General features: G+C 73.0%; 16 protein-coding genes, 2 pseudogenes and 1 riboswitch. Of the genes and pseudogenes, 12 read left to right on the top strand and 6 right to left on the bottom strand.

Annotated features, from left to right (window positions below; genetic code table 11):
- Positions 1 to 6: 6 nt before the first annotated feature.
- The 4 genes and pseudogenes from glgC to KME66_RS01950 all read left to right on the top strand — a co-directional run bounded on the left by glgC (position 7) and on the right by KME66_RS01950 (position 3,521).
- Positions 7 to 1,224 carry a glucose-1-phosphate adenylyltransferase gene (gene glgC / locus KME66_RS01965; protein WP_216318222.1) on the top strand — a complete coding sequence of 406 codons (1,218 nt, stop codon included), beginning with the start codon at positions 7 to 9 and terminating at the stop codon, positions 1,222 to 1,224.
- Positions 1,225 to 1,412: 188 nt separating this feature from the next.
- Positions 1,413 to 2,192 (top strand): trypsin-like serine protease, encoded by a 780-nt coding sequence (locus tag KME66_RS01960; protein WP_073223698.1) that lies wholly within the window; start codon positions 1,413 to 1,415, stop codon positions 2,190 to 2,192.
- 209 nt (positions 2,193 to 2,401) lie between these two features.
- Positions 2,402 to 2,682 (top strand): annotated as a pseudogene (locus KME66_RS01955) (hypothetical protein); the annotation flags it as partial.
- Between the two features lie 194 nt (positions 2,683 to 2,876).
- A complete protein-coding gene (locus KME66_RS01950; protein ID WP_073223697.1) occupies positions 2,877 to 3,521 on the top strand; it encodes a ScbR family autoregulator-binding transcription factor in 645 nt (214 codons plus the stop codon).
- Positions 3,522 to 3,713: 192 nt separating this feature from the next.
- Here KME66_RS01950 and KME66_RS01945 read toward each other — a convergent pair whose 3' ends face one another.
- From KME66_RS01945 to KME66_RS01930, 4 genes and pseudogenes are all read right to left on the bottom strand, one after another.
- On the bottom strand, positions 3,714 to 4,652 hold the full coding sequence (locus KME66_RS01945; protein WP_216318219.1) for a pentapeptide repeat-containing protein: 939 nt from the start codon (positions 4,650 to 4,652) through the stop codon (positions 3,714 to 3,716).
- Positions 4,653 to 4,760: 108 nt separating this feature from the next.
- On the bottom strand, positions 4,761 to 4,931 hold the full coding sequence (gene rpmF / locus KME66_RS01940) for a 50S ribosomal protein L32 (protein WP_073223696.1): 171 nt from the start codon (positions 4,929 to 4,931) through the stop codon (positions 4,761 to 4,763).
- Positions 4,932 to 5,106: 175 nt separating this feature from the next.
- Positions 5,107 to 5,922 (bottom strand): annotated as a pseudogene (ddaH, locus tag KME66_RS01935) (dimethylargininase); the annotation flags it as partial.
- A 16-nt stretch (positions 5,923 to 5,938) separates the two neighbouring features.
- Positions 5,939 to 6,883: a methionyl-tRNA formyltransferase gene (locus tag KME66_RS01930; protein ID WP_216318215.1), complete on the bottom strand. Its 945-nt coding sequence runs from the start codon at positions 6,881 to 6,883 to the stop codon at positions 5,939 to 5,941.
- A gap of 211 nt (positions 6,884 to 7,094) precedes the next feature.
- On the opposite strand from KME66_RS01930, the gene KME66_RS01925 reads away from it, so the two are divergent.
- The 3 genes from KME66_RS01925 to KME66_RS01915 all read left to right on the top strand — a co-directional run bounded on the left by KME66_RS01925 (position 7,095) and on the right by KME66_RS01915 (position 10,595).
- Positions 7,095 to 8,672 (top strand): amidohydrolase, encoded by a 1,578-nt coding sequence (locus KME66_RS01925; protein WP_216318214.1) that lies wholly within the window; start codon positions 7,095 to 7,097, stop codon positions 8,670 to 8,672.
- Between the two features lie 32 nt (positions 8,673 to 8,704).
- Positions 8,705 to 9,052 (top strand): hypothetical protein, encoded by a 348-nt coding sequence (locus KME66_RS33755; protein WP_253208203.1) that lies wholly within the window; start codon positions 8,705 to 8,707, stop codon positions 9,050 to 9,052.
- 259 nt (positions 9,053 to 9,311) lie between these two features.
- On the top strand, positions 9,312 to 10,595 hold the full coding sequence (locus tag KME66_RS01915; RefSeq protein ID WP_216318213.1) for an MraY family glycosyltransferase: 1,284 nt from the start codon (positions 9,312 to 9,314) through the stop codon (positions 10,593 to 10,595).
- Positions 10,596 to 10,612: 17 nt separating this feature from the next.
- On the opposite strand, the gene KME66_RS01910 is transcribed toward KME66_RS01915, so the two are convergent.
- Complete coding sequence (locus KME66_RS01910) at positions 10,613 to 11,500, bottom strand: glycosyltransferase family 2 protein (protein ID WP_216318209.1); 888 nt, start codon at positions 11,498 to 11,500, stop codon at positions 10,613 to 10,615.
- 69 nt (positions 11,501 to 11,569) lie between these two features.
- On the opposite strand from KME66_RS01910, the gene KME66_RS01905 reads away from it, so the two are divergent.
- The 3 genes from KME66_RS01905 (at position 11,570) to KME66_RS01895 (ending at position 15,619) form a co-directional block, all read left to right on the top strand.
- Positions 11,570 to 13,789, top strand: a complete 2,220-nt coding sequence (locus KME66_RS01905; RefSeq protein ID WP_216318206.1) for a hypothetical protein — start codon at positions 11,570 to 11,572, stop codon at positions 13,787 to 13,789.
- 160 nt (positions 13,790 to 13,949) lie between these two features.
- Positions 13,950 to 14,906 carry a metallophosphoesterase gene (locus KME66_RS01900; protein ID WP_216318203.1) on the top strand — a complete coding sequence of 319 codons (957 nt, stop codon included), beginning with the start codon at positions 13,950 to 13,952 and terminating at the stop codon, positions 14,904 to 14,906.
- Positions 14,903 to 15,619, top strand: coding sequence for a 4'-phosphopantetheinyl transferase (locus KME66_RS01895; RefSeq protein WP_216318200.1), 717 nt, complete (start codon positions 14,903 to 14,905; stop codon positions 15,617 to 15,619). Before KME66_RS01900 ends, KME66_RS01895 begins: the two co-directional genes overlap by 4 nt.
- A gap of 69 nt (positions 15,620 to 15,688) precedes the next feature.
- Here the strand turns inward: KME66_RS01895 and KME66_RS01890 are convergent, their stop codons facing one another.
- Entirely contained in the window at positions 15,689 to 16,279 is a 591-nt protein-coding gene (locus tag KME66_RS01890; protein ID WP_216318197.1) for a histidine phosphatase family protein, read from the bottom strand.
- A gap of 125 nt (positions 16,280 to 16,404) precedes the next feature.
- Positions 16,405 to 16,498, top strand: a riboswitch (adenosylcobalamin (AdoCbl) riboswitch).
- 45 nt (positions 16,499 to 16,543) lie between these two features.
- On the opposite strand from KME66_RS01890, the gene KME66_RS01885 reads away from it, so the two are divergent.
- Together KME66_RS01885 and KME66_RS01880 are read left to right on the top strand one after the other, a co-directional pair.
- Positions 16,544 to 16,759 (top strand): CbtB domain-containing protein, encoded by a 216-nt coding sequence (locus tag KME66_RS01885; protein WP_216318193.1) that lies wholly within the window; start codon positions 16,544 to 16,546, stop codon positions 16,757 to 16,759.
- Positions 16,760 to 16,855: 96 nt separating this feature from the next.
- On the top strand, positions 16,856 to 17,611 hold the full coding sequence (locus KME66_RS01880) for a CbtA family protein (protein ID WP_216318191.1): 756 nt from the start codon (positions 16,856 to 16,858) through the stop codon (positions 17,609 to 17,611).
- The last annotated feature ends 70 nt before the right edge of the window (positions 17,612 to 17,681 follow it).

The raw sequence follows: 17,681 nt of genomic DNA, 5'->3' as shown, positions 1-17,681 counted from the left end.
GTGGCCATGCGCGCTGGACCTTCGGTGCTCGGGATCGTCCTGGCGGGAGGCGAGGGGAAACGGCTGATGCCGCTGACGGCCGACCGGGCGAAGCCCGCGGTGACCTTCGGCGGAACCTACCGGCTGGTCGACTTCGTCCTGTCGAACCTCGTCAACGCCGGCATCCTGAGGATCTGCGTCCTCACGCAGTACAAGTCCCATTCGCTCGACCGCCATGTGACCACCACCTGGCGGATGTCGAGCCTGCTGGGCAACTACGTCACGCCGGTCCCGGCCCAGCAGCGCCTCGGCCCGCGCTGGTACCTGGGCAGTGCGGACGCCATCCTGCAGTCGCTCAACCTCGTCCACGACGAACAGCCGGACTACATAGCGGTGTTCGGCGCCGACCACGTCTACCGCATGGACGCGCGCCAGATGCTGGAGCGGCACATCGAGAGCGGGGCCGGTGTCACCGTCGCCGGTATCAAGGTGCCCCGCGCGGAGGCCTCCGCCTTCGGCGTGATCACCCCGGCCTGTGACGGCTCCCGCGTGAAACGCTTCCTGGAGAAGCCCGTTGACCCGCCGGGACTGCCGGACGACCCGGCCAAGGTCTTCGCCTCGATGGGCAACTACCTCTTCTCCACGAAGGTCCTCGTCGACGCCCTCCGCCAGGACGCCGAGGACGAGGACTCCGCGCACGACATGGGCGGGTCCATCCTGCCCATGCTCACCGAGCGCGAGGCCGCGCACGTCTACGACTTCGACGACAACCACGTGCCGGGCGAGACGCAGCGCGAGCGCGGCTACTGGCGGGACGTGGGTTCGCTCGACAGTTACTACGAGGCCCACATGGACCTCGTCTCCGAGCAGCCGCTGTTCAGTCTCTACAACCATCGCTGGCCCATGTACACCCACGCGGACCACCAGGCCCCGGCCCGTTTCGTCTCCGGAGGCATCGCCGGCGAGTCGATCGTCAGCCCGGGCTGCGTGATCCGCGGTCAGGTCACCGGCTCGGTGCTCTCGCCGGGTGTGATCGTCGAGCAGGGCGCGGTGGTCCAGGGCTCCGTGCTGCACCACGGTGTGCGGGTGGGCAGGGGAGCGGTGGTGCGCAACGCGATCCTCGACAAGAACGTCGACGTCCCTCCCGGGGCGACGATCGGCGTCAACCCGGAGCGGGACCGTCAGCTCTACACCGTCTCGCGCAACGGCGTCATCGCCCTCGGCAAGGGCCGGGCGGTGGCGTAGCGTCCGCCGCCGTTCCGCGCGAGGGCCGCCCGCGCGTGTCTCTTGTGTGATCGCTTGGCCGAAAAGTGTGTCTTGCGGCAGCGGTTGCCCGTTCCTGACAATCGGATCGCCTTGACGGGTGCATGACTAGCGCGTCGTCGTGCCTCCGTCGTGGTTCTCCAGCAGCCCCCCACGGAAGAAGGCGGTCAGTGAAGCAGCTTCTGCGTGCCCTCAAGAGATGTTCCGTCCTCGTCGCCACCGCCGCGATCGCGGTCGTCGGCCTCCAGCCCGTGGCGGCCTCGGCCGCTCCGAACCCCGTCGTCGGCGGAACCCGTGCCGCACAGGGCGAGTTCCCCTTCATGGTCCGGCTCTCCATGGGCTGCGGCGGCGCCCTGTACACCAAGGACATCGTCCTCACCGCCGCCCACTGCGTGGGCCGATCGGGCAACAACTCCTCGATCACCGCCACCGGAGGCGTCGTCGACCTCCAGTCGTCCAGCGCCATCAAGGTCCGTTCCACCAAGGTTCTCCGGGCCCCCGGCTACAACGGCAGCGGCAAGGACTGGGCGCTCATCAAGCTCGCCCGGCCCATCAACCAGCCCACGCTGAAGATCGCCACCACCACCGCCTACAACCAGGGCACGTTCACCGTCGCCGGCTGGGGCGCCGACCGCGAGGGCGGCAGCCAGCAGCGCTACCTGCTCAAGGCCGAGGTCCCGTTCGTCTCCGACGCCGTCTGCCGCTCCGCCTACGGCAACGAACTCGTCCCCAGCGAGGAGATCTGCGCCGGATACCCCGACACCGGAGGTGTCGACACCTGCCAGGGCGACTCCGGCGGCCCGATGTTCCGCAGGGACAACGCCGGTGAGTGGATCCAGGTCGGCATCGTCAGCTGGGGCTACGGCTGCGCCCGGCCCGGGTATCCGGGCGTCTACACCGAGGTGTCGACCTTCGCGTCCGCCATCGCCTCGGCGGCCGGCACGCTCTGACGCCGTGTATCAGCGCCGTCCGGCCGCCCCCGGGTGACCACGGCTGAACCACCCCCCCCCGGGGTGTGCCCGTGCGCACGGGCACACCCCGGACCCGTCTCCACGGACGGCGGCGCTGATCCCGGAGGCTCCGGACGCGCTGCGACCGGTCCCGCCCCGGAGCCTCTCGCCACCGTCACGGTGCGTCGCCGTCGACGGGATGCATCGACATGCCGCCGCCCGTCGCACCCGAGGTCACGGCCACACGCGGGGAGGCCTCACGCCCCGGCTCCGCAAGCGGCCGGACACGGCGGTCGCCAAGCTCGCCGCCCGCCCGGCACACCGTGACGGGAGCACCGGGACGATCGAGGCCGACGGCGCGGCCGAACTGCGCCTGCCCGCCCCGGGCGGCGTGGTGGTGAGGGCGCGGAACATCACCTGCGGCCGCCTTCTCGCCCCTGCCTGCGTGCACCGCGCGGCCGCGGCCTGCGCCGCCCGGTTGGCCGAACCGCACCGGCGCCTGCCGCAGACCCCGCACCGGCAGCCCCGGGGCGGCCTCAGCGCTTCCGTGCTCGACCGCGTGTACGAGCTCGGCGCCGGTTCCCGCGGAGAGCGGCGGCCCGTGCCGAGAGCATTCGGCCGCGTCCCGGGAGCGCACCCCCGGGACCCCGGGTAACGTCGGACGCGGCTGAGGAAGGTGTGGCCATGACCCAGGATCGCGGGGAGCAGACGTTTCAGCGGATCGTCCAGGCCGCCGGAATCGTGATCGACCGGGACGGCTACGCCGGTGCCTCCACCCCGGCGATCCTCCGGCTGGCCAACGTCTCCCGCAGCGGCTTCTACCACCACTTCGCGTCGAAGGAGGACCTCGGAGACGAGATCCTGGCCCGCCAGCACACGTACTTCCAGCAGGTCTCCGACCAGATGGCGGCGGGTCCGGCCCCGGAGCTCTGGCTCCAGGCCCTGGTGGACATCAGCCACCACTACACCGCCGGCCTGCTGGAGGACCCGGTCCTGCGGGCCGCTGTGCGCCTCTCGATCGAGCCGGGCCCGTACCAGACCGCCGAGAGCTACGCGGGTTCGCTGGGCGCCGTCACCGCCGCCCTCGAATCGGCGCGCGAAGCCGGGGAACTGCAGGACCACGTGGAGCCCGTGGAGGCCGCGCGGACCCTCGTCGGCTGCTACAGCGGCGTACAGATGCTGTCCCTCGCCCTGGCGGAGCGGGACGCCCTGCACCAGCAGGTCAGTGCGATGTGGGCCCTCGTCATGCCCGGCATCGCCCGTGGGGACGTCTTCGCCCGTCTGCGTCTGGGGCCACCGCGCTCCATGGGGACGTCTCCGCCACGCTGAGACGGCGGTCACCGGCGGCGAGCGGCGCCCCCGTCGGCGGCGAGCCCCGGCAGGAGGGCTACCCGCCCCGTGCCCTGCCGGGAGGGCCTGTCCCGGCCGTGGCGCCGAGAACCAGCCCGGTGCCGTGACCACCCCCGGGCACCCTCTGCGGACTCGGTCCCACCCTCCCCGCCTCGCCCGTCCGGGGCTCCTTCACGGGGAGGACGGCGGACCCGCGGACCGGCGCCTTCGGGAACCGGCGGCCCGCCCGGTCCTGCGGGGCGGCGCGGAGTCCCCGTCCCCGGGCAAGGGCGCCGGGACACCCTGGTCCGCCCAGTGGGACGGGCGCTCCAGGGTCTGCGGGAGCTTCGTGCGGGCGTCGCCCCGTGCGGAGTTGACCTGCGGCTGGGTGAGGAACAGGGCGCCGCGCAGATCCGCCCCGCGCAGGTCGGCGTCCCGCATGTCCGCGCCGATCAGGTCGGCGTCCCGCAGATCGGAGCCGGACAGGTCGGCCGCGACGAGGAGGGCGCCGCGCAGGCTGGCGCCCCGCAGATTCGCACCGCGCAGCCGGGCGCCCATGAGATCGGCGCCCCGGTGGTTCTTCCTGCGTCCGGGGACCTTCGCCCGCGCCAGCTCGCCGGCCCGCAGGAGCAGCGGGTTCACCTCGCCGCGCAGTACGTCCATGTCGAGGGCGAGCAGCACCTCGGGCGTGTCACCGGTGAGGGCGTCCAGCCGCTCGTACGCGCGCCGCAGGTCGCGGTGGACGAGCCTGGCCGCGGGCAGGTCCAGGGCCTGCGCGAGGTATTTGAGGAGCTCATGGAGCTGCCGTACGACAGGGAAGACCTCGTACATCACACGGGCCGACTCCGGCTCCTCGCGCCAGCTGACGCCCTGGAAGACGACCTGGGAGACCTTCTGGCCCGCCCCGAAGCAGTCGAACACCGTGCAGCCGTTGTACCCCTCCCCGCGCAGCCGCTGGTGGATGCCGCAGCGGAAGTCCTCCCGGAGGTTTCCGCAGGGCGTGCCGGCGGACTTGTCGACCGGGAAGTCCGAGGAGCGCGAGAAGGGCAGTGCCACGCAGCACAGCCCGAAACAGGCGGCGCAGTCGGCGCGCAGGTCGGGCTGGGCGGCGTGCGTCGTGCTCTCGGACAAGACGGTGACTCCTGGTGGCGTGCGCGGTGGGCCGGGCGGGCGGCGGTGTGCCGCCGCCGTACGCCCTCATTGTCCCGCGCGCGGACCACGGCGTGGCGGCGGGCCCGGTCAGTCCTCCGGACGCAGCAGGCCGCGTTCATAGGCCTTCACCAGGCGCTGCGGCACCTGGTGGACGGTTCCGTCGACCGTGACGGGGACGAGCTGCGGCGTCGCGGCCTTCCACTGGGAGCGACGGTGACGGGTGTTGCTGCGGGACATCTTCCGCTTGGGGACTGCCATGAGGACTACCTTCGACGTTGAGCTCGCACGCTACATGAAAACGATAGTCAATACCAAGGTGTGATCGCTCGCCGGTCCGCCGTCGCCGGATCGGACGCGTCGGTCCCGTTCGGAGCCCAGGCTGACGGGGCGTGGGCGGCCTCCCCGCGGGAGACTCCGCGGGGAGGCCGTCCGCTCAGGCGTCCCGGCGCAGCTCCAGGGTGCAGCACTTCACGCTGCCGCCCGCTTTGAGGAGCTCCGAGAGGTCCACGCCGACCGGGTTGAAGCCGTGCTCACGCAACTGGGCTGCCAGGTCCGTGGCGTTCTGCGGCAGGACCACGTTGTACCCGTCCGACGTCGCGTTCAGCCCGAACGCCCCGGCGTCGCCGGGGGTGGCGATGAGGGCGTCCGGGAACAGCCGCTCCAGGACGGCCCGGCTGCCGGGGGAGAAGGCCGCCGGGTAGTAGGCGACGGTTTCCTCGTCGAGTACGGTCAGGGCGGTGTCCAGGTGGTAGTAGTCGGGATCGACGAGCGTCAGCCCGATCACCGGGCGTCCGAAGTACTCCTGTGCCTCGGCGTGCGAGCGCGGGTCGCTGCGGAAGCCGGTGCCCGCCAGCAGCCAGTCGCCCGCCAGGAGATAGTCGCCCTCCCCCTCGTTGACGAAGGCGGCCGTGCGCAGCTCCGTGAAGCCGTTCTCGTGCAGCCAGTGGTGGTAGGCGGGGCCCTCGGCGATGCGCTCGGCGTCGCGGAACCGGGCCACGAGGGCCCGCCCGTCGATGACCGTGGCGCCGTTGGCCGCGAAGACCATGTCGGGGAGGCGGGGGACGGGGGCGATCGTGTCGACGGTGTGCCCGAGGCGCAGATAGACCTCGCGCAGCCGCTCCCACTGGGCGATGGCCAGCGGAGTGTCGACGGGCTTCGCCGGGTCCATCCACGGGTTGATGGAATAGACCACGTCGAAGTGGGTGGGCCGGCACATGAGGTAGTGCCGGGCGCGTGCGGTACGCATAGGGGGTAGGTCCCGATCGTCAGGGGCGGCCGGTGAGGTATCCGCCCATCGTGGTGAAGTACTCGGTCGCGGGCAGCTCGCGGCCGTCTTCGGTCCGTACGCGGGTGATCGCCAGGCCGTGGTTGCGCCCGGTACGGGCGTCGGCTCCGGCGACGATCACGACGCCGTCGCCCTCGCGGTAGAAGACGCGGCCCGGGGTGCCGCCGTAGCGGCCCTCGGACACGACCGCCGAGACGACCTCGATCCGCCGCCCCCGGTGGTGGGTGAAGGCGGCCGGGTACGGGGCCGACTGGGCGCGGACCAGACGCTCCAGATCCTCGGCCGGCCAGTTCCAGTCGATGCGGATGTCCTCCTCGGCGCGCTTGTGGAAGAAGCTCGCCTTCGACCGGTCCTGCGGGGTGAACTCCCGCTGCCCGGAGGTGATCAGCCCGAGGGCCTCGATGGTCACCGGTGCGATCAGGTCGACCGTGCGGTGGAAGAGGTCGGTCGCGGTGTCCGCCGGCCCCACGGGCACCGCCCGCTGGACGACGATGTCGCCGGCGTCCAGTTCCTCGTCCATCATGTGGGCCGTGACGCCGACCTCCGGCTCGCCGTTGACGAGCGCCCAGATCAGTGGCGAGAACCCCGCGTAGGCGGGCAGCAGCGAGTCATGGATGTTGAGCGTGCCGTGGACCGGGAGGGTGAAGATCTCCGGCGGCATCCAGGTCCGCCAGTTGTTGGCGACGATGACGTCCGGGGCCACCTCCCGCAGCCGGTCCGCGAGTGTCCCGTCCGGCCGGTTGCGGATGATGACGGGGACCCCGTGCTTCTCCGCGAGATCGGCGACCGAGTCGCTCCAGATCTTCTCGTAGGCGTGCTCGCTCCGGGGATGGGTCACCACGGTCACCACGTCGTGCTCGGAGTCCAGCAGGGCTTGCAGGGTGCGATGGCCCCACGTCTGGTATCCGAACATGACGACCCGCATGAAGGTGCCTCCTTGGGTGAGCGATGACCGGCGCTTCAGTAAAGCAAGGCTTACCTAAGAGCACAACGCCCCATGGTTTACAGGAAGGTTGACGGCCGAGGACGGCTGGAAATCCACGCCGACGTCGACAGAACGGGGCGTGCGGGTTAACGTGACGCGGCCCGCTCTCCGGCCGCCCGCCGTGGATCCCAACGCGAACGGGAGGGATCCCGTGCTCTGTACGAGGCTGACGAACGCGCGAGTCCTCACGATGGACCCCCGCCACCCCGTCGCCCATGACCTGGGGATCTGGCGCGGGCGGATCGTCGGCGTGGACGAGGCCGTGACCTCCCTGCCCGCCCGCGAGGTCGTGGACCTCGGTGGGGCGACCGTCCTGCCCGGCTTCATCGACAGCCATGTCCATCTCGCCTGGGCGGGGTTGAAGGCCGGCACCCCCAGCGTCGCCCCGTGCGAACGGGTCGAGGACATCCTCGCCGTCGTCGAGGCGGCGGCCCGGCGGCCCGCCCCCGCCGGAGCCTGGGTGGACGTCGCCGGATACGACCAGCGCGCCCTGGGGCGGCATCTGACCGCCGCCGAACTGGACCGGGTCAGCCACGGCCGCAAGGTCTTCCTGATGCACGACTCCGGGCATGCCTGCGTCGTCAACACCGCGGTGCTGGACCTGCTGCCGGACGGGACCCCGCACGAGGACGGCTTCCTCGCCGAGAGTGCCATGACCGCCGCCCGCCGACTGCGGCTCCCCTACTCCCAGGAGGAGCTGGCCGACGCCGTCGAGCTCGCCGCCCGCGCCTGCCTGGACGAGGGGATCACCGCCTGCGCGGAAGCGGGCATCGGCGGCGGGCTCCTCGGCCACAGCCCCGTCGAGCTGGGCGCCTATCAACTGCTCCGGGACCGCGGCCGGCTGCCCCTGAGGGTTCAGCTCATGGCCTCCGGCGACACCCTGCGCCCGCGCGCGGCACACACCCGTGACGGGTTCACCCGGGCCCTGGACCTCGGCCTGCGCACCGGGTTCGGCGACGACTGGCTGTCGCTCGGCGCGCTCAAGATCTACACCGACGGCGGGATGATGGCCCGTACCGCGGCGCTCACCTCCCCGTACGAGGGTTCGAGCGGGAACCTCGGCCGCTTCCAGGACGATCCCGAACGCCTCACCGCCCTCATCGTCGACGGTCACCTCGCCGGCTGGCAGCTCGCCGTTCACGCCATCGGCGACCGCGCCGCCGACCTCGCCCTGGACGCCCTGGAGCGGGCGCAGGAGCTGCGGCCCCGACCCGACGCCCGCCACCGCATCGAGCACGCCGGGCTGATCCGCCCCGACCAGCTGCCCCGGTTCGCCGCGCTCGGCGTGAGCGCGGTGGTCCAGCCCAACTTCCTGCGCTGTTTCGGCGACGACTACGCGAGCGTGATGGGCCAGGAACGGGCCGGCTGGATGTACCGGGGGAGGGCCTTTCTGGATCACGGCGTCGCGCTGGTGGGCAGCTCGGACCGCCCCGTCGCGGACGGAGCGCCCCTGCGCGCGATCCAGTTCATGGTCGAGCGCACCTCCGCCTCCGGCCGTCCCGTCGGCCCGGACGAGGCCGTCACCGTCGACGAGGCGCTGCGGGCCTACACGGTCGCCGGCGCCCACGCCTGCCGCTGGGAGGACACGGCGGGCGCCCTCGCGCCGGGGATGCGTGCCGACCTGGTCGTGCTGGGGGACGACCCGCACCGCGTGGACCCCTCCCGGATCGAGGACATCGAGATCGTCCGGACCCTCGTGGACGGCCGGGACGCCCGCGCCGCAGGATGACGGTCCCCCGGTGACCGGCGTGCGGAGGCGCCATGAGCGAGAGGGCCACGGCACCCGGGCCGGACGCCGAGTGGGTGGTCATCGCGTCGTACGAGAGTGCGCCGGGCGGCCCGCGGCCCCCGGCGGCCCTCCGTGCCCGACTGCGTGACCGCGGTATCGACCGGATGCCCTTCGCCGGTGAGCTGAGCCGCTGCGATCTCGCCTGCGGGACCGGTCCGGACGGGTGCCGGCGCCGCGGGTACACCGTCCGGGCCGCCGCCGACGCCCTGCCGGCCCTGGGGCCGCACCCCGATCAGCCCGCCTCCGTCACCGGGACCTCCTCGCCGCGCTGCCGGCCCGCCGCCGCGGAGCGCAACGCCGAACGGTGTCCCCGGGGCTGACGCTCCCTCCGCCCGCAGCGCCTCCCAACTCCTGCCGTGTCCAGACCCCTTGACGGGCGTCGGCCGGACGCCACGGGCCGGTCCACGAGCGGGTGGCAGAACTATGCGTCGCCCTTTTCGTGTTATTTGGGGTGAATCGGAGCATCGAGTCGTAGGTTGGGGAGAAACGCCACCCGGGTGGCGTCCTGCTGTTGTGTCCCACGGCCCACCACCGGCAGGGACCCGGGCGGCAGGTCACGAACGAGGAAAGGCAGGGCAGGTGAACGTGCTGGGGATCATCGCCTCCGGTGTGGCCGCGCTGTTCATCACGGTCGCACTCGCCAAGAGCGCCCGCCGCGTGGCGCTCCGCCCCCACGTCCCGGACGAACCGGGCGGGCGTGCGCCACGGGCCGACGTGCTGCGCAGGACGGGCGGTGCGACGGCCGTGCTCGGCGTCGGTACGGCGACCGGTGCGGCCCTGTGGCTCGGTGCGGCGGACGGCTCGGCGGGCTCCGTCGGAGGGCTGCTCGCCGGCGCCGGGACCGTGGCGGTCCTCGGTCTCGTCCATGACCTGAAGCCGTTGGGGGCGGCCCCGCGCCTCGCGGTCCAGACCGGTGCCGCGGTCCTCGTCGTCTGCCTGGCGGGGCTCTCACCGGCGGCGGGCGTCCTGGCCGTCCTCTGGACCGTCCTCGTCACCAACGCCTTCGCCCTGCTCGACCACGCCCACGGACTGCTCACCGCCGTCGGACTGGTCACCGCCGCCGGACTGCTCGCGTGCGCCGTCGTCGGCGGGGACCCCGCCCTGGCGCTGCTCCCGACGACCCTGCTGGCGGGGCTCTCCGGCTTCCTGCTCCACACCTGGCACCCCGCACGGCTCCGGCTCGGGGCGGTCGGGGCGCAGTTCACCGGGTTCGCCCTGGCGGCCTCCGGGGCGCTCGTCCTGGCGGCGGCCCCGGCGGGCCGTACCGCGTGGGCCGCGCTGCCGGTCCTGGCCACGGTGGCCCTCGCGGACAGCGGCCTCGTCCTGATCTCCCGCCGCCGCGCGGGGCGTTCCCCGCTGCGCGACACGGACGACCACATCGCGCACCGACTGCGCCGGGTCCGCGTCACGGTGCCGGGCGCTGCGGTCCTGGCCGCTCTGTGGGCGGCGGTTCCCGTGGCGTCCGGCACCCTGGTGTACGCGGAGCTGTTGCACCCCGCGTTCCTCCTCCTGCCGCTCGCGGGGACGGCCGCCGCGGTGTACGCCCTGCTGAGAATCCCGGCGTACGCCCCGCCCCGCACGGCCCAGTCCCGCACGGGCTCCTCCCGTACGGCCTCGTCCCGCACAGCGTCGTCCCGTACGACCTCCTCCGGCGTGGCTCCCTCCCGTACGGCCGCCGCCCGGCGCGCCGGGGCGACCGGCGCCGGTGCCGTGATCCCCGCCGCGGCCGGTGCGCCGGGCGCCAAGGGCGCGGCTCCCGGCCAGAGCGCCGCCAGGACCGCCGCGGGGCAGCCCACCGTGCCGCCCCCGCCCACCGGCCGGCCCGCGGCCGAGGCCGCCACGGCCGCGGCCGAGCGGGGCTGACAGCGCCCGGTCCCCACTCACGCCCGCAGCCGCCCGAGCGTGGCGCGGGCCGCGGTGCGCGCGTACGGGGAGACCATCAGGTACGGCGCCCACGGCCAGGTGTGCCGCAGGCAGTACACCCACCACTGGCGCGGCGGCAGTTCCCGCGCGGAGGACACCCGGCGCAGCGCCTCCAGGACGCCGATCCCCGGCTCCCGGCTTCCGGGAGCCGCCGGTCCGTCCACGCACTCGCCGGCATGGCCGGGGGCGACGAACGCGGCCACCCCGGCCCGCCGTGCGCGCCGCCCGTGGTCGTAGTCGCCCATCCGGTGGCGGAAGACCTTGTCGGGGTCGCCCACGGTCTCGAAGACGCCTCGGGGCAGCAGGACCACCCGGCCGTCGTACGTGTCGCAGGGCTCGGGGCGGTGCGCGGCGGGTTCGACGAGCGTCAGGGACCGGCCCCGCCGTCCGGAGTACACCGTGTCCCCGTACGCGTTGCGCACCGCCCCGACGACGACCGCGTCGCGGCCCGCCGCCCGCGATGTCCGCAACAGCGTCGCGAGGCCGCCCCGGAGCAGGTCCACGCCGTCGTCGAGCCACAGCTGATGCGTCCACGCGTGGCTCGGACCGCCCGGGTCGTCGCCGAGCGGTCCGCCGCCCCCGCCGCCACTGCGGCTGTTCCGGCTCGCGATGCGCAGCGCCTGATTGCGGGACACGTCCGCGCCGACCGACATGACCTCCACCGCCGGATGGCGCAGCCGGACCGCCTCCGGCGTACCGTCGGTGCTGCCGGTGTCCACGAGATGCACCCCCAGCGTCGTCCCGGCGGGGAGGCCGTGCTGCTCCTCCAGGGCCCGCAGCGCGGACAGCGTCCGCGCGCGGCGGTCGTGACTTGTCATCAGCACGGCCAGGTGGACGGGGTGCACAGCACGCTCCTCAGCTCACGATTCTCATCATTCATGCATGGAATCTGATATTCCGCATAGGCTGAGTGAGTGAGCGCCGAACCGATCGCGAACCCGCTCGGACCCGTGCGGGGCCCCACGGCCCCGCGCCGGTCCGGCCGTCTCGTGGCGGCGCTCGCCTTCCTGGTGGCCGTCCTGTGCGTGAGCACGGTCGCGCTGACCGCCACCGTCCGCTCCACGGTCGCCTCACCCGGCTTCTACCAGGCGGTGCTGGACGAGGAGTCGGCCTACGACCGCCTCTACGGCGAGATCCTCGTCGACCCGGAGATCTCGCCCGTCACCCGCGATCTGCTCGCCCGGCTGCCCGTGCCCGAGGCACTGGTGACGTCGAACATCAAGGTCGTGCTGCCGCCCGCCACGGTCCGGGCCCTCACCGACCAGCAGATCGAGGCGGTGACCGGCTATCTGCGCGGCGAACGCGACGAGCTCCGGCTGACCGTCGACCTGGACCCGGTGCTGGAGAACCTCGTCGACCTCGCCCGCGTCTACTTCGGCGACCTGGTCGCCGGTGTCCAGGGCCGGGACCAGCCGGACTTCGAACAGTTCACCGCCGACCTGGCCTCGGGGCTCGACGACCTCAGGGAGGGCCGGGCCCCCGACCTGCCGAGGCTGCCGCTCACCGAGGACCAGGCCGACAGCGCCGCCGACTTCCTCCTCGGGGCGGTACCGGAGTGGCAGCGGACAGCGTTGCGCCCGGAGGTCGAGGTGGCGCTGGGTGAGGGGGACGTGTCGACCGCGCTGGCCGCCACCGCGGCAGCCGTGCTCTCCGACGGTTCCCTCAGTGCGGCCGCGAACCTCCGTACCACCCTCCGGAACGGCACCTGGGACCTCACCGCCACCCTGACCACCGCCGGGGTGGACCTCACCGCCCTGGAAGAAGCCCGCGGCACCATCAGGCTCCTGACGCTGCTCCAGACCCTGGCCCTCACCCTCGCGCTGGCCGCCCTGGTGACGCTCTGGTTCACCGGTCCCGCCACCCCGTCCCGCCGGCTGATGCGGCTCGGTCAGGTGCTCGCCTGCGCGGGCGTGCTGACCGGAACCACCGTCCTCCTCGCCCGGCTGGCCACCGGCGGGCGCCTGTTCGCCACACCGTCCTCGTGGGCCCCGAGCGTCGCCTCGCTCGTCGACGACCTCCAGCGCAACGCCGTGAGCCAGGCGGTGGCCACCGGTCTGGGCGCCGCGCTCGCGGCACTCGTCGGCGGCGTACTCCTCACGGCTGCGGGCTGGGCGCTGCTGGTGCGCCCCGACCGGATGCCGACGCCGACCCCGACGGCCGTGCGGACGACGGCGGCGGGCGTGGCCTGTGCCGCACTGGCCGGCGTCCTGATCGTGCCCCCCGTGTTCGGCCCGTCCGCACCCCGCCAGTGCCTGGGCAGCAGCCGCCTGTGCGACCTGGGCTACGACGAAGTCGCCTACCTCACCTCGCACAACGCCATGTCCACCACCGCCGACCGGTTCATCGGCCCGCTCCAGGACCCCGACATCACCACCCAGCTCAACACGGGCGTCCGGGCCCTCCAGCTCGACACGTACCGCTGGGAGAGCCCTCAGGAGATCACCGCGCGGCTCGACTCCCCCGAGTTCACCCCCGAGCAGCGGCGCCTGATCGCCGGCGCGGTCGACAAGGCCAACCCGCCGCGCGAGGGCCTGTGGCTCTGCCACAGCGTGTGCCGCGCCGGGGCCGTCGAACTGGTCCCGGCCCTGGAGGACATCGGCGACTGGCTGCGCGCCCACCCCACCGAGATCGTGACGCTCATCGTCCAGGACGACATCGGCCCCGAGGAAACCGAGCAGGCGTTCGGCGAGGCGGGCCTGGACGACCTCCTGCACACCCCCGACGCGGACCCGGACGCCCCGTGGCCGACCCTGGCGGAGATGATCGACAGCGGCCGCAGGCTGGTGGTGTTCGCCGAGAAGGCCGACGGCCCGGCTCCCTGGTACCGCAACTTCTACCGGTACGGCATGGAGACCCCGTTCGCCTTCCGCAGTCCCGCCGAGATGACCTGCGTACCCAACCGGGGCGGCACCGGCAAGCGGCTCTTCCTGCTCAACCACTTCATCACGAACGCCGGCGGCAGCCGCCTGGACGCCGGTCGTGTCAATGCCCGCGAGTGGGTCCTGGAGCGGGCCCGGGCCTGCGAGGCGGAGCGCGGCAGCCCGGTCACGTTCATCGCCGTCGACTACTCGACGATCGGCGACGCGCTCGGAGCGGTGGACGAACTGAACTCCCGCCGCACACAGGACGACTGACGGCACGGTGCCCGCCGGCGAGACGCCCGGCGGCCGCGACGCGGGGTCGCCCGAAACCCCCGGAGACCCGGGAGGCGAGCGTGAGAGGCTACGTCCCCAGGGGCTCCCCACCGTGCGGACGGAGCCGGACGACCGCCGACAGATCAGGAACTCAGCACCCATGACGCCTCCGAGCGACCCGGCACCGCACGGTGCCCCCGCCGCCGCACCGGCCCCCCGGGGCCGTCTGCTGGCCGTGAGCGACCTGCACGCGGCGGTGAGCGACAACCGGCCGATCGTCGAGTCCCTGCGTCCGACGTCCGACGCGGACTGGCTGATCGTCGCGGGCGATGTGGCGGAGCGGCCCGAGGACATCCGGTGGGCACTGGGGCTCCTCGCGGAACGCTTCGCCCACGTGATCTGGACCCCCGGCAACCACGAGCTGTGGACCGTGCCCAAGGACCCCGTCCAACTGCGCGGCCGGGCGCGCTACGACCACCTCGTCGAGCTCTGCCGGGAGCTCGGGGTGACGACCCCGGAGGACCCCTACCCGCTCTGGCCGGGCCCCGACGGGCCGGTGGCGATCGCGCCGCTCTTCCTCCTGTACGACTACACCTTCCGCGCTCCGGGGACGCACACCAAGGATGAGTCGCTCGCCGTCGCGCACAAGAGCGGCATCGTCTGCAACGACGAGTACCTCCTGCACCCCGACCCCTATCCGACCCGGGAGGACTGGTGCCGTGCCCGGGTCGCCGAGACCCGCCGCCGACTCGGGGAGCACGACCCGCAGATACCCCTCGTCCTCGCCGGGCACTGGCCGCTCGTCCGCGAACCCACGTCGGTGATGTGGTACCCGGAGTTCGCCCAGTGGTGCGGCACCGAACTCACCGCCGACTGGCACCGCCGCTTCAACGTCGCCGCCGTCGTCTACGGCCACCTCCACATCCCCCGGACGACCTGGTACGACGGGGTGCGCTTCGAGGAGGTCTCCGTCGGCTACCCCAGGGAGTGGCGCCGACGGGGCCACCCGCGCGGGCTCCTGCGGCAGATCCTCCCGTACGAGGGTGAGCCCGCCTCCCCGGAACGGACCGGGGCCGAACCGTCCACCCAGCCGCGCACCCCCGGAGCCACCTCGTGATCGACCTCCTGCTGCCCGCCGACGTCTCCTCGGCGCACACCCGCGCGGAGACCGTCCCGGACGGAGCCCTCTTCCCGGAGGAGGAGGCACTGATCGCCCAGAGCGTGGCCAAGCGCAGGAACGACTTCGCGACGGCCCGCGCCTGTGCCCGGCGCGCCATGGCCGGACTCGGTCTGCCGCCCACGCCCGTGCTCCACGGTCACCGGGGGAGACCCCTGTGGCCCGAGGGAATCGTCGGCGCCCTCACCCACTGCACCGGCTACCGGGCGGCCGCGCTGGCCCGTGCGACGGACGTGCTGTCGCTGGGCATCGACGCCGAGCCGCACGCCCCGCTCCCGACCGGCGTAAGAGAGTTGGTGACCCTGCCCGCCGAGCGCGAGCGGATCGGTCCGCCGCTGCCGGAGGGTACGGGTGACATCCACTGGGACCGCGTCCTGTTCAGCGCCAAGGAGAGCGTCTTCAAGACCTGGTATCCCGTCACCGGGCTCGAACTTGACTTCGTCGAAGCAGATCTGACGTTCCGTCGCATTGACGTCCCCGGCAGCGGTGACGGACCGCGCGGCCCCGTCGCCGAGGGGACGTTCGCCGCCCGCCTGCTGCTCACCGATCCGGCCCTGCCGACGACGCTGCACGGGCGTTGGCGGGTGGAGGACGACATCGTCGCCACGGTGGTGCTGGTCCGGCCCGACTGGCGCAAAAAGGCTGCTTCCTGACGTGACGTCAACCATTGAGGAGCAGTGGGATGCGAGGGCCGGTCCGGCGGTGACGGCCGGCCGTGGCGGTCAGCCGGCCGGGGGAGCGGTGAGCGGGCGTCCGAGATTCACGTTCCAGCGGCCGGACCGCCCGCTGAGTTCGGTCAGGGCCAGCGGGGCGACGTCCAGTCGCCAGAAGGCCTCCGCCGGCAGGCGCAGGCCGTGGACGACCGCCGCCCGGACGACGGCGGCCTCCGCCACCGCCAGGAAGCTCGTGCCGGGCGCGCCCGGTCCGCCGAGGGATTCCAGCCATGTCCCGGTCCTGGCCACCAGGTCGCACAGCGACTCGCCGCCGTGCGGAGCCGCCGACGGGTCGCCGAGCCAGGAGGCCACCGCCACGGGTTCGGCGGCCGCCACCTCGTCGAGGCGGCGGCCCGCCCAGCCCGCCAGGTCCCAGCCGCCCAGGGCCGGTTCGGTCCGGGCCGTCAGACCGAGGGCCTCGGCGGTCTCACGGCACCGGCGGGAGGGACCGCTGAGCGCGAGCCCGCCCGACGGCACCGCACCGGCGGCGGCCCGCGCGCTCGCCCGGCCGGACCGGTCCAGCGGGGAGTCGCCGTCGAAGCGTGCCTCCCGCAGCGCCGCGTTCATCGCCGGTGAGATCAACATCACCCGTACGGTCATGTCCCAGCCTTCCCTGCCGCCTCAGGGGCCCCACAGCCCTGTCGCCCCAAGGCATCCGTCCCCCGAGACGCTCCCATTCGACCATGGCGGCGCCCGCGTACAGGCGGTATGGTCACGTCGACCATGACGAGGGTGAGACGGAAGTCCGGTGAGAATCCGGCACGGTCGCGCCACTGTGTACCCGCCCCCGGGCGGGAAGTCAGACCCGGCACCTTCGTCTGAGGCACCACGACAGGGACGCGTGTTCCCACAGGAGGTTCTGCCATGGCACAGTCCGCCGTTTCCGCGACGGGGACATCCGAGATCACTCCGATCTCGGCGAAGACCCTTGCCCCGTGGGCGGTCTTCTTCGGCATTCTCATGCTCGTCCTGCTGTACTTCGTCGGCGCCGAACAGGGCGCCACCGCACTCATCTCGGGCGAAGGCGTCCACGAGTGGGTTCACGACGGCCGCCACCTGCTCGGCTTCCCCTGCCACTGAGACGCCGGAGGAACCAGTCCCCGCCGGACAGACCGTCCGCCGGGGAATCAGCGGACGCGGCCGGCAGCGGCAAGCAAGAGAAACCAGGAAACCATCGTGAACCCCATATCTGTCAGAGCCCTGCTCGTGCGCGGCATGCTCGCGGGCCTGATCGCGGGTGCGCTCGCGCTCGTCGTGGCCTACTTCCTCGGTGAGTCGCAGGTGGACGCGGCCATCGCTCTCGAAGAGGCGCACAGCCATGACCACGGCGGCGGCGAGGAGTTGGTCAGCCGCACCATGCAGGCCACCGGCGGACTCGCCACCGGCGTCCTCGTCTTCGGCGTCGCGGCGGGCGGTGTCGCAGCCCTCGTGTTCTGCTACGCACTGGGCCGCATCGGCGGGTTCGGCCCCCGGGCCACGGCGGCGCTGATCGCGGGTGCCGCCCTGCTCACGGTCTACGTCGTGCCGTTCCTCAAGTACCCGGCGAATCCGCCCGCCGTCGGCAACCCGGACACCATCGGCCGGCGTACCGCCTTGTTCTTCCTGATGATCGCCCTCAGTGTGCTGCTGGCCGTCGCCGCCGTCATCGTCGGCAAGCGGCTCGCACCCCGCCTGGGCAACTGGAACGCGAGCATCGCGGCCGTCGCCGGATTCATCCTGCTGATCGGTCTCGCCTACGCCTTCCTGCCCTCCTTCGACGAGGTGGGCAAGGACTTCCCGGCGACCCTGCTGTGGGAGTTCCGGCTCTCGACGCTGGCGGTCCAGGCGACGCTGTGGAGCACCTTCGGCATCGTCTTCGGTTACCTCACCGACCGGCTGCTGACGCCCGTCGGGCGTGCGGCGGCACCGCGGGCCGCGAGTGCGGTGAGCTGAGCCGTACCGACGCGATCGCGTACGGCCTGCACGTCAGAACCCGCCGGGGAGCATCCGGCGGGTTCTGTCG

The organism is Streptomyces sp. YPW6, from assembly GCF_018866325.1.
Lineage (GTDB): Bacteria > Actinomycetota > Actinomycetes > Streptomycetales > Streptomycetaceae > Streptomyces.
This window is presented reverse-complemented; position numbering and strand designations above follow the sequence as displayed.

Bases quoted from the DNA above. Each gene is read 5' to 3' on its own strand.
- glgC (WP_216318222.1), top strand. From the start codon at position 7: ATGCGCGCTGGACCTTCGGTGCTCGGGATCGTCCTGGCGGGAGGCGAG.
- KME66_RS01950 (WP_073223697.1), top strand. From the start codon at position 2,877: ATGACCCAGGATCGCGGGGAGCAGACGTTTCAGCGGATCGTCCAGGCC.
- rpmF (WP_073223696.1), bottom strand. From the start codon at position 4,931: ATGGCAGTCCCCAAGCGGAAGATGTCCCGCAGCAACACCCGTCACCGT.
- KME66_RS01930 (WP_216318215.1), bottom strand. From the start codon at position 6,883: ATGCGGGTCGTCATGTTCGGATACCAGACGTGGGGCCATCGCACCCTG.
- KME66_RS33755 (WP_253208203.1), top strand. From the start codon at position 8,705: ATGAGCGAGAGGGCCACGGCACCCGGGCCGGACGCCGAGTGGGTGGTC.
- KME66_RS01900 (WP_216318203.1), top strand. From the start codon at position 13,950: ATGACGCCTCCGAGCGACCCGGCACCGCACGGTGCCCCCGCCGCCGCA.
- KME66_RS01890 (WP_216318197.1), bottom strand. From the start codon at position 16,279: ATGACCGTACGGGTGATGTTGATCTCACCGGCGATGAACGCGGCGCTG.
- KME66_RS01885 (WP_216318193.1), top strand. From the start codon at position 16,544: ATGGCACAGTCCGCCGTTTCCGCGACGGGGACATCCGAGATCACTCCG.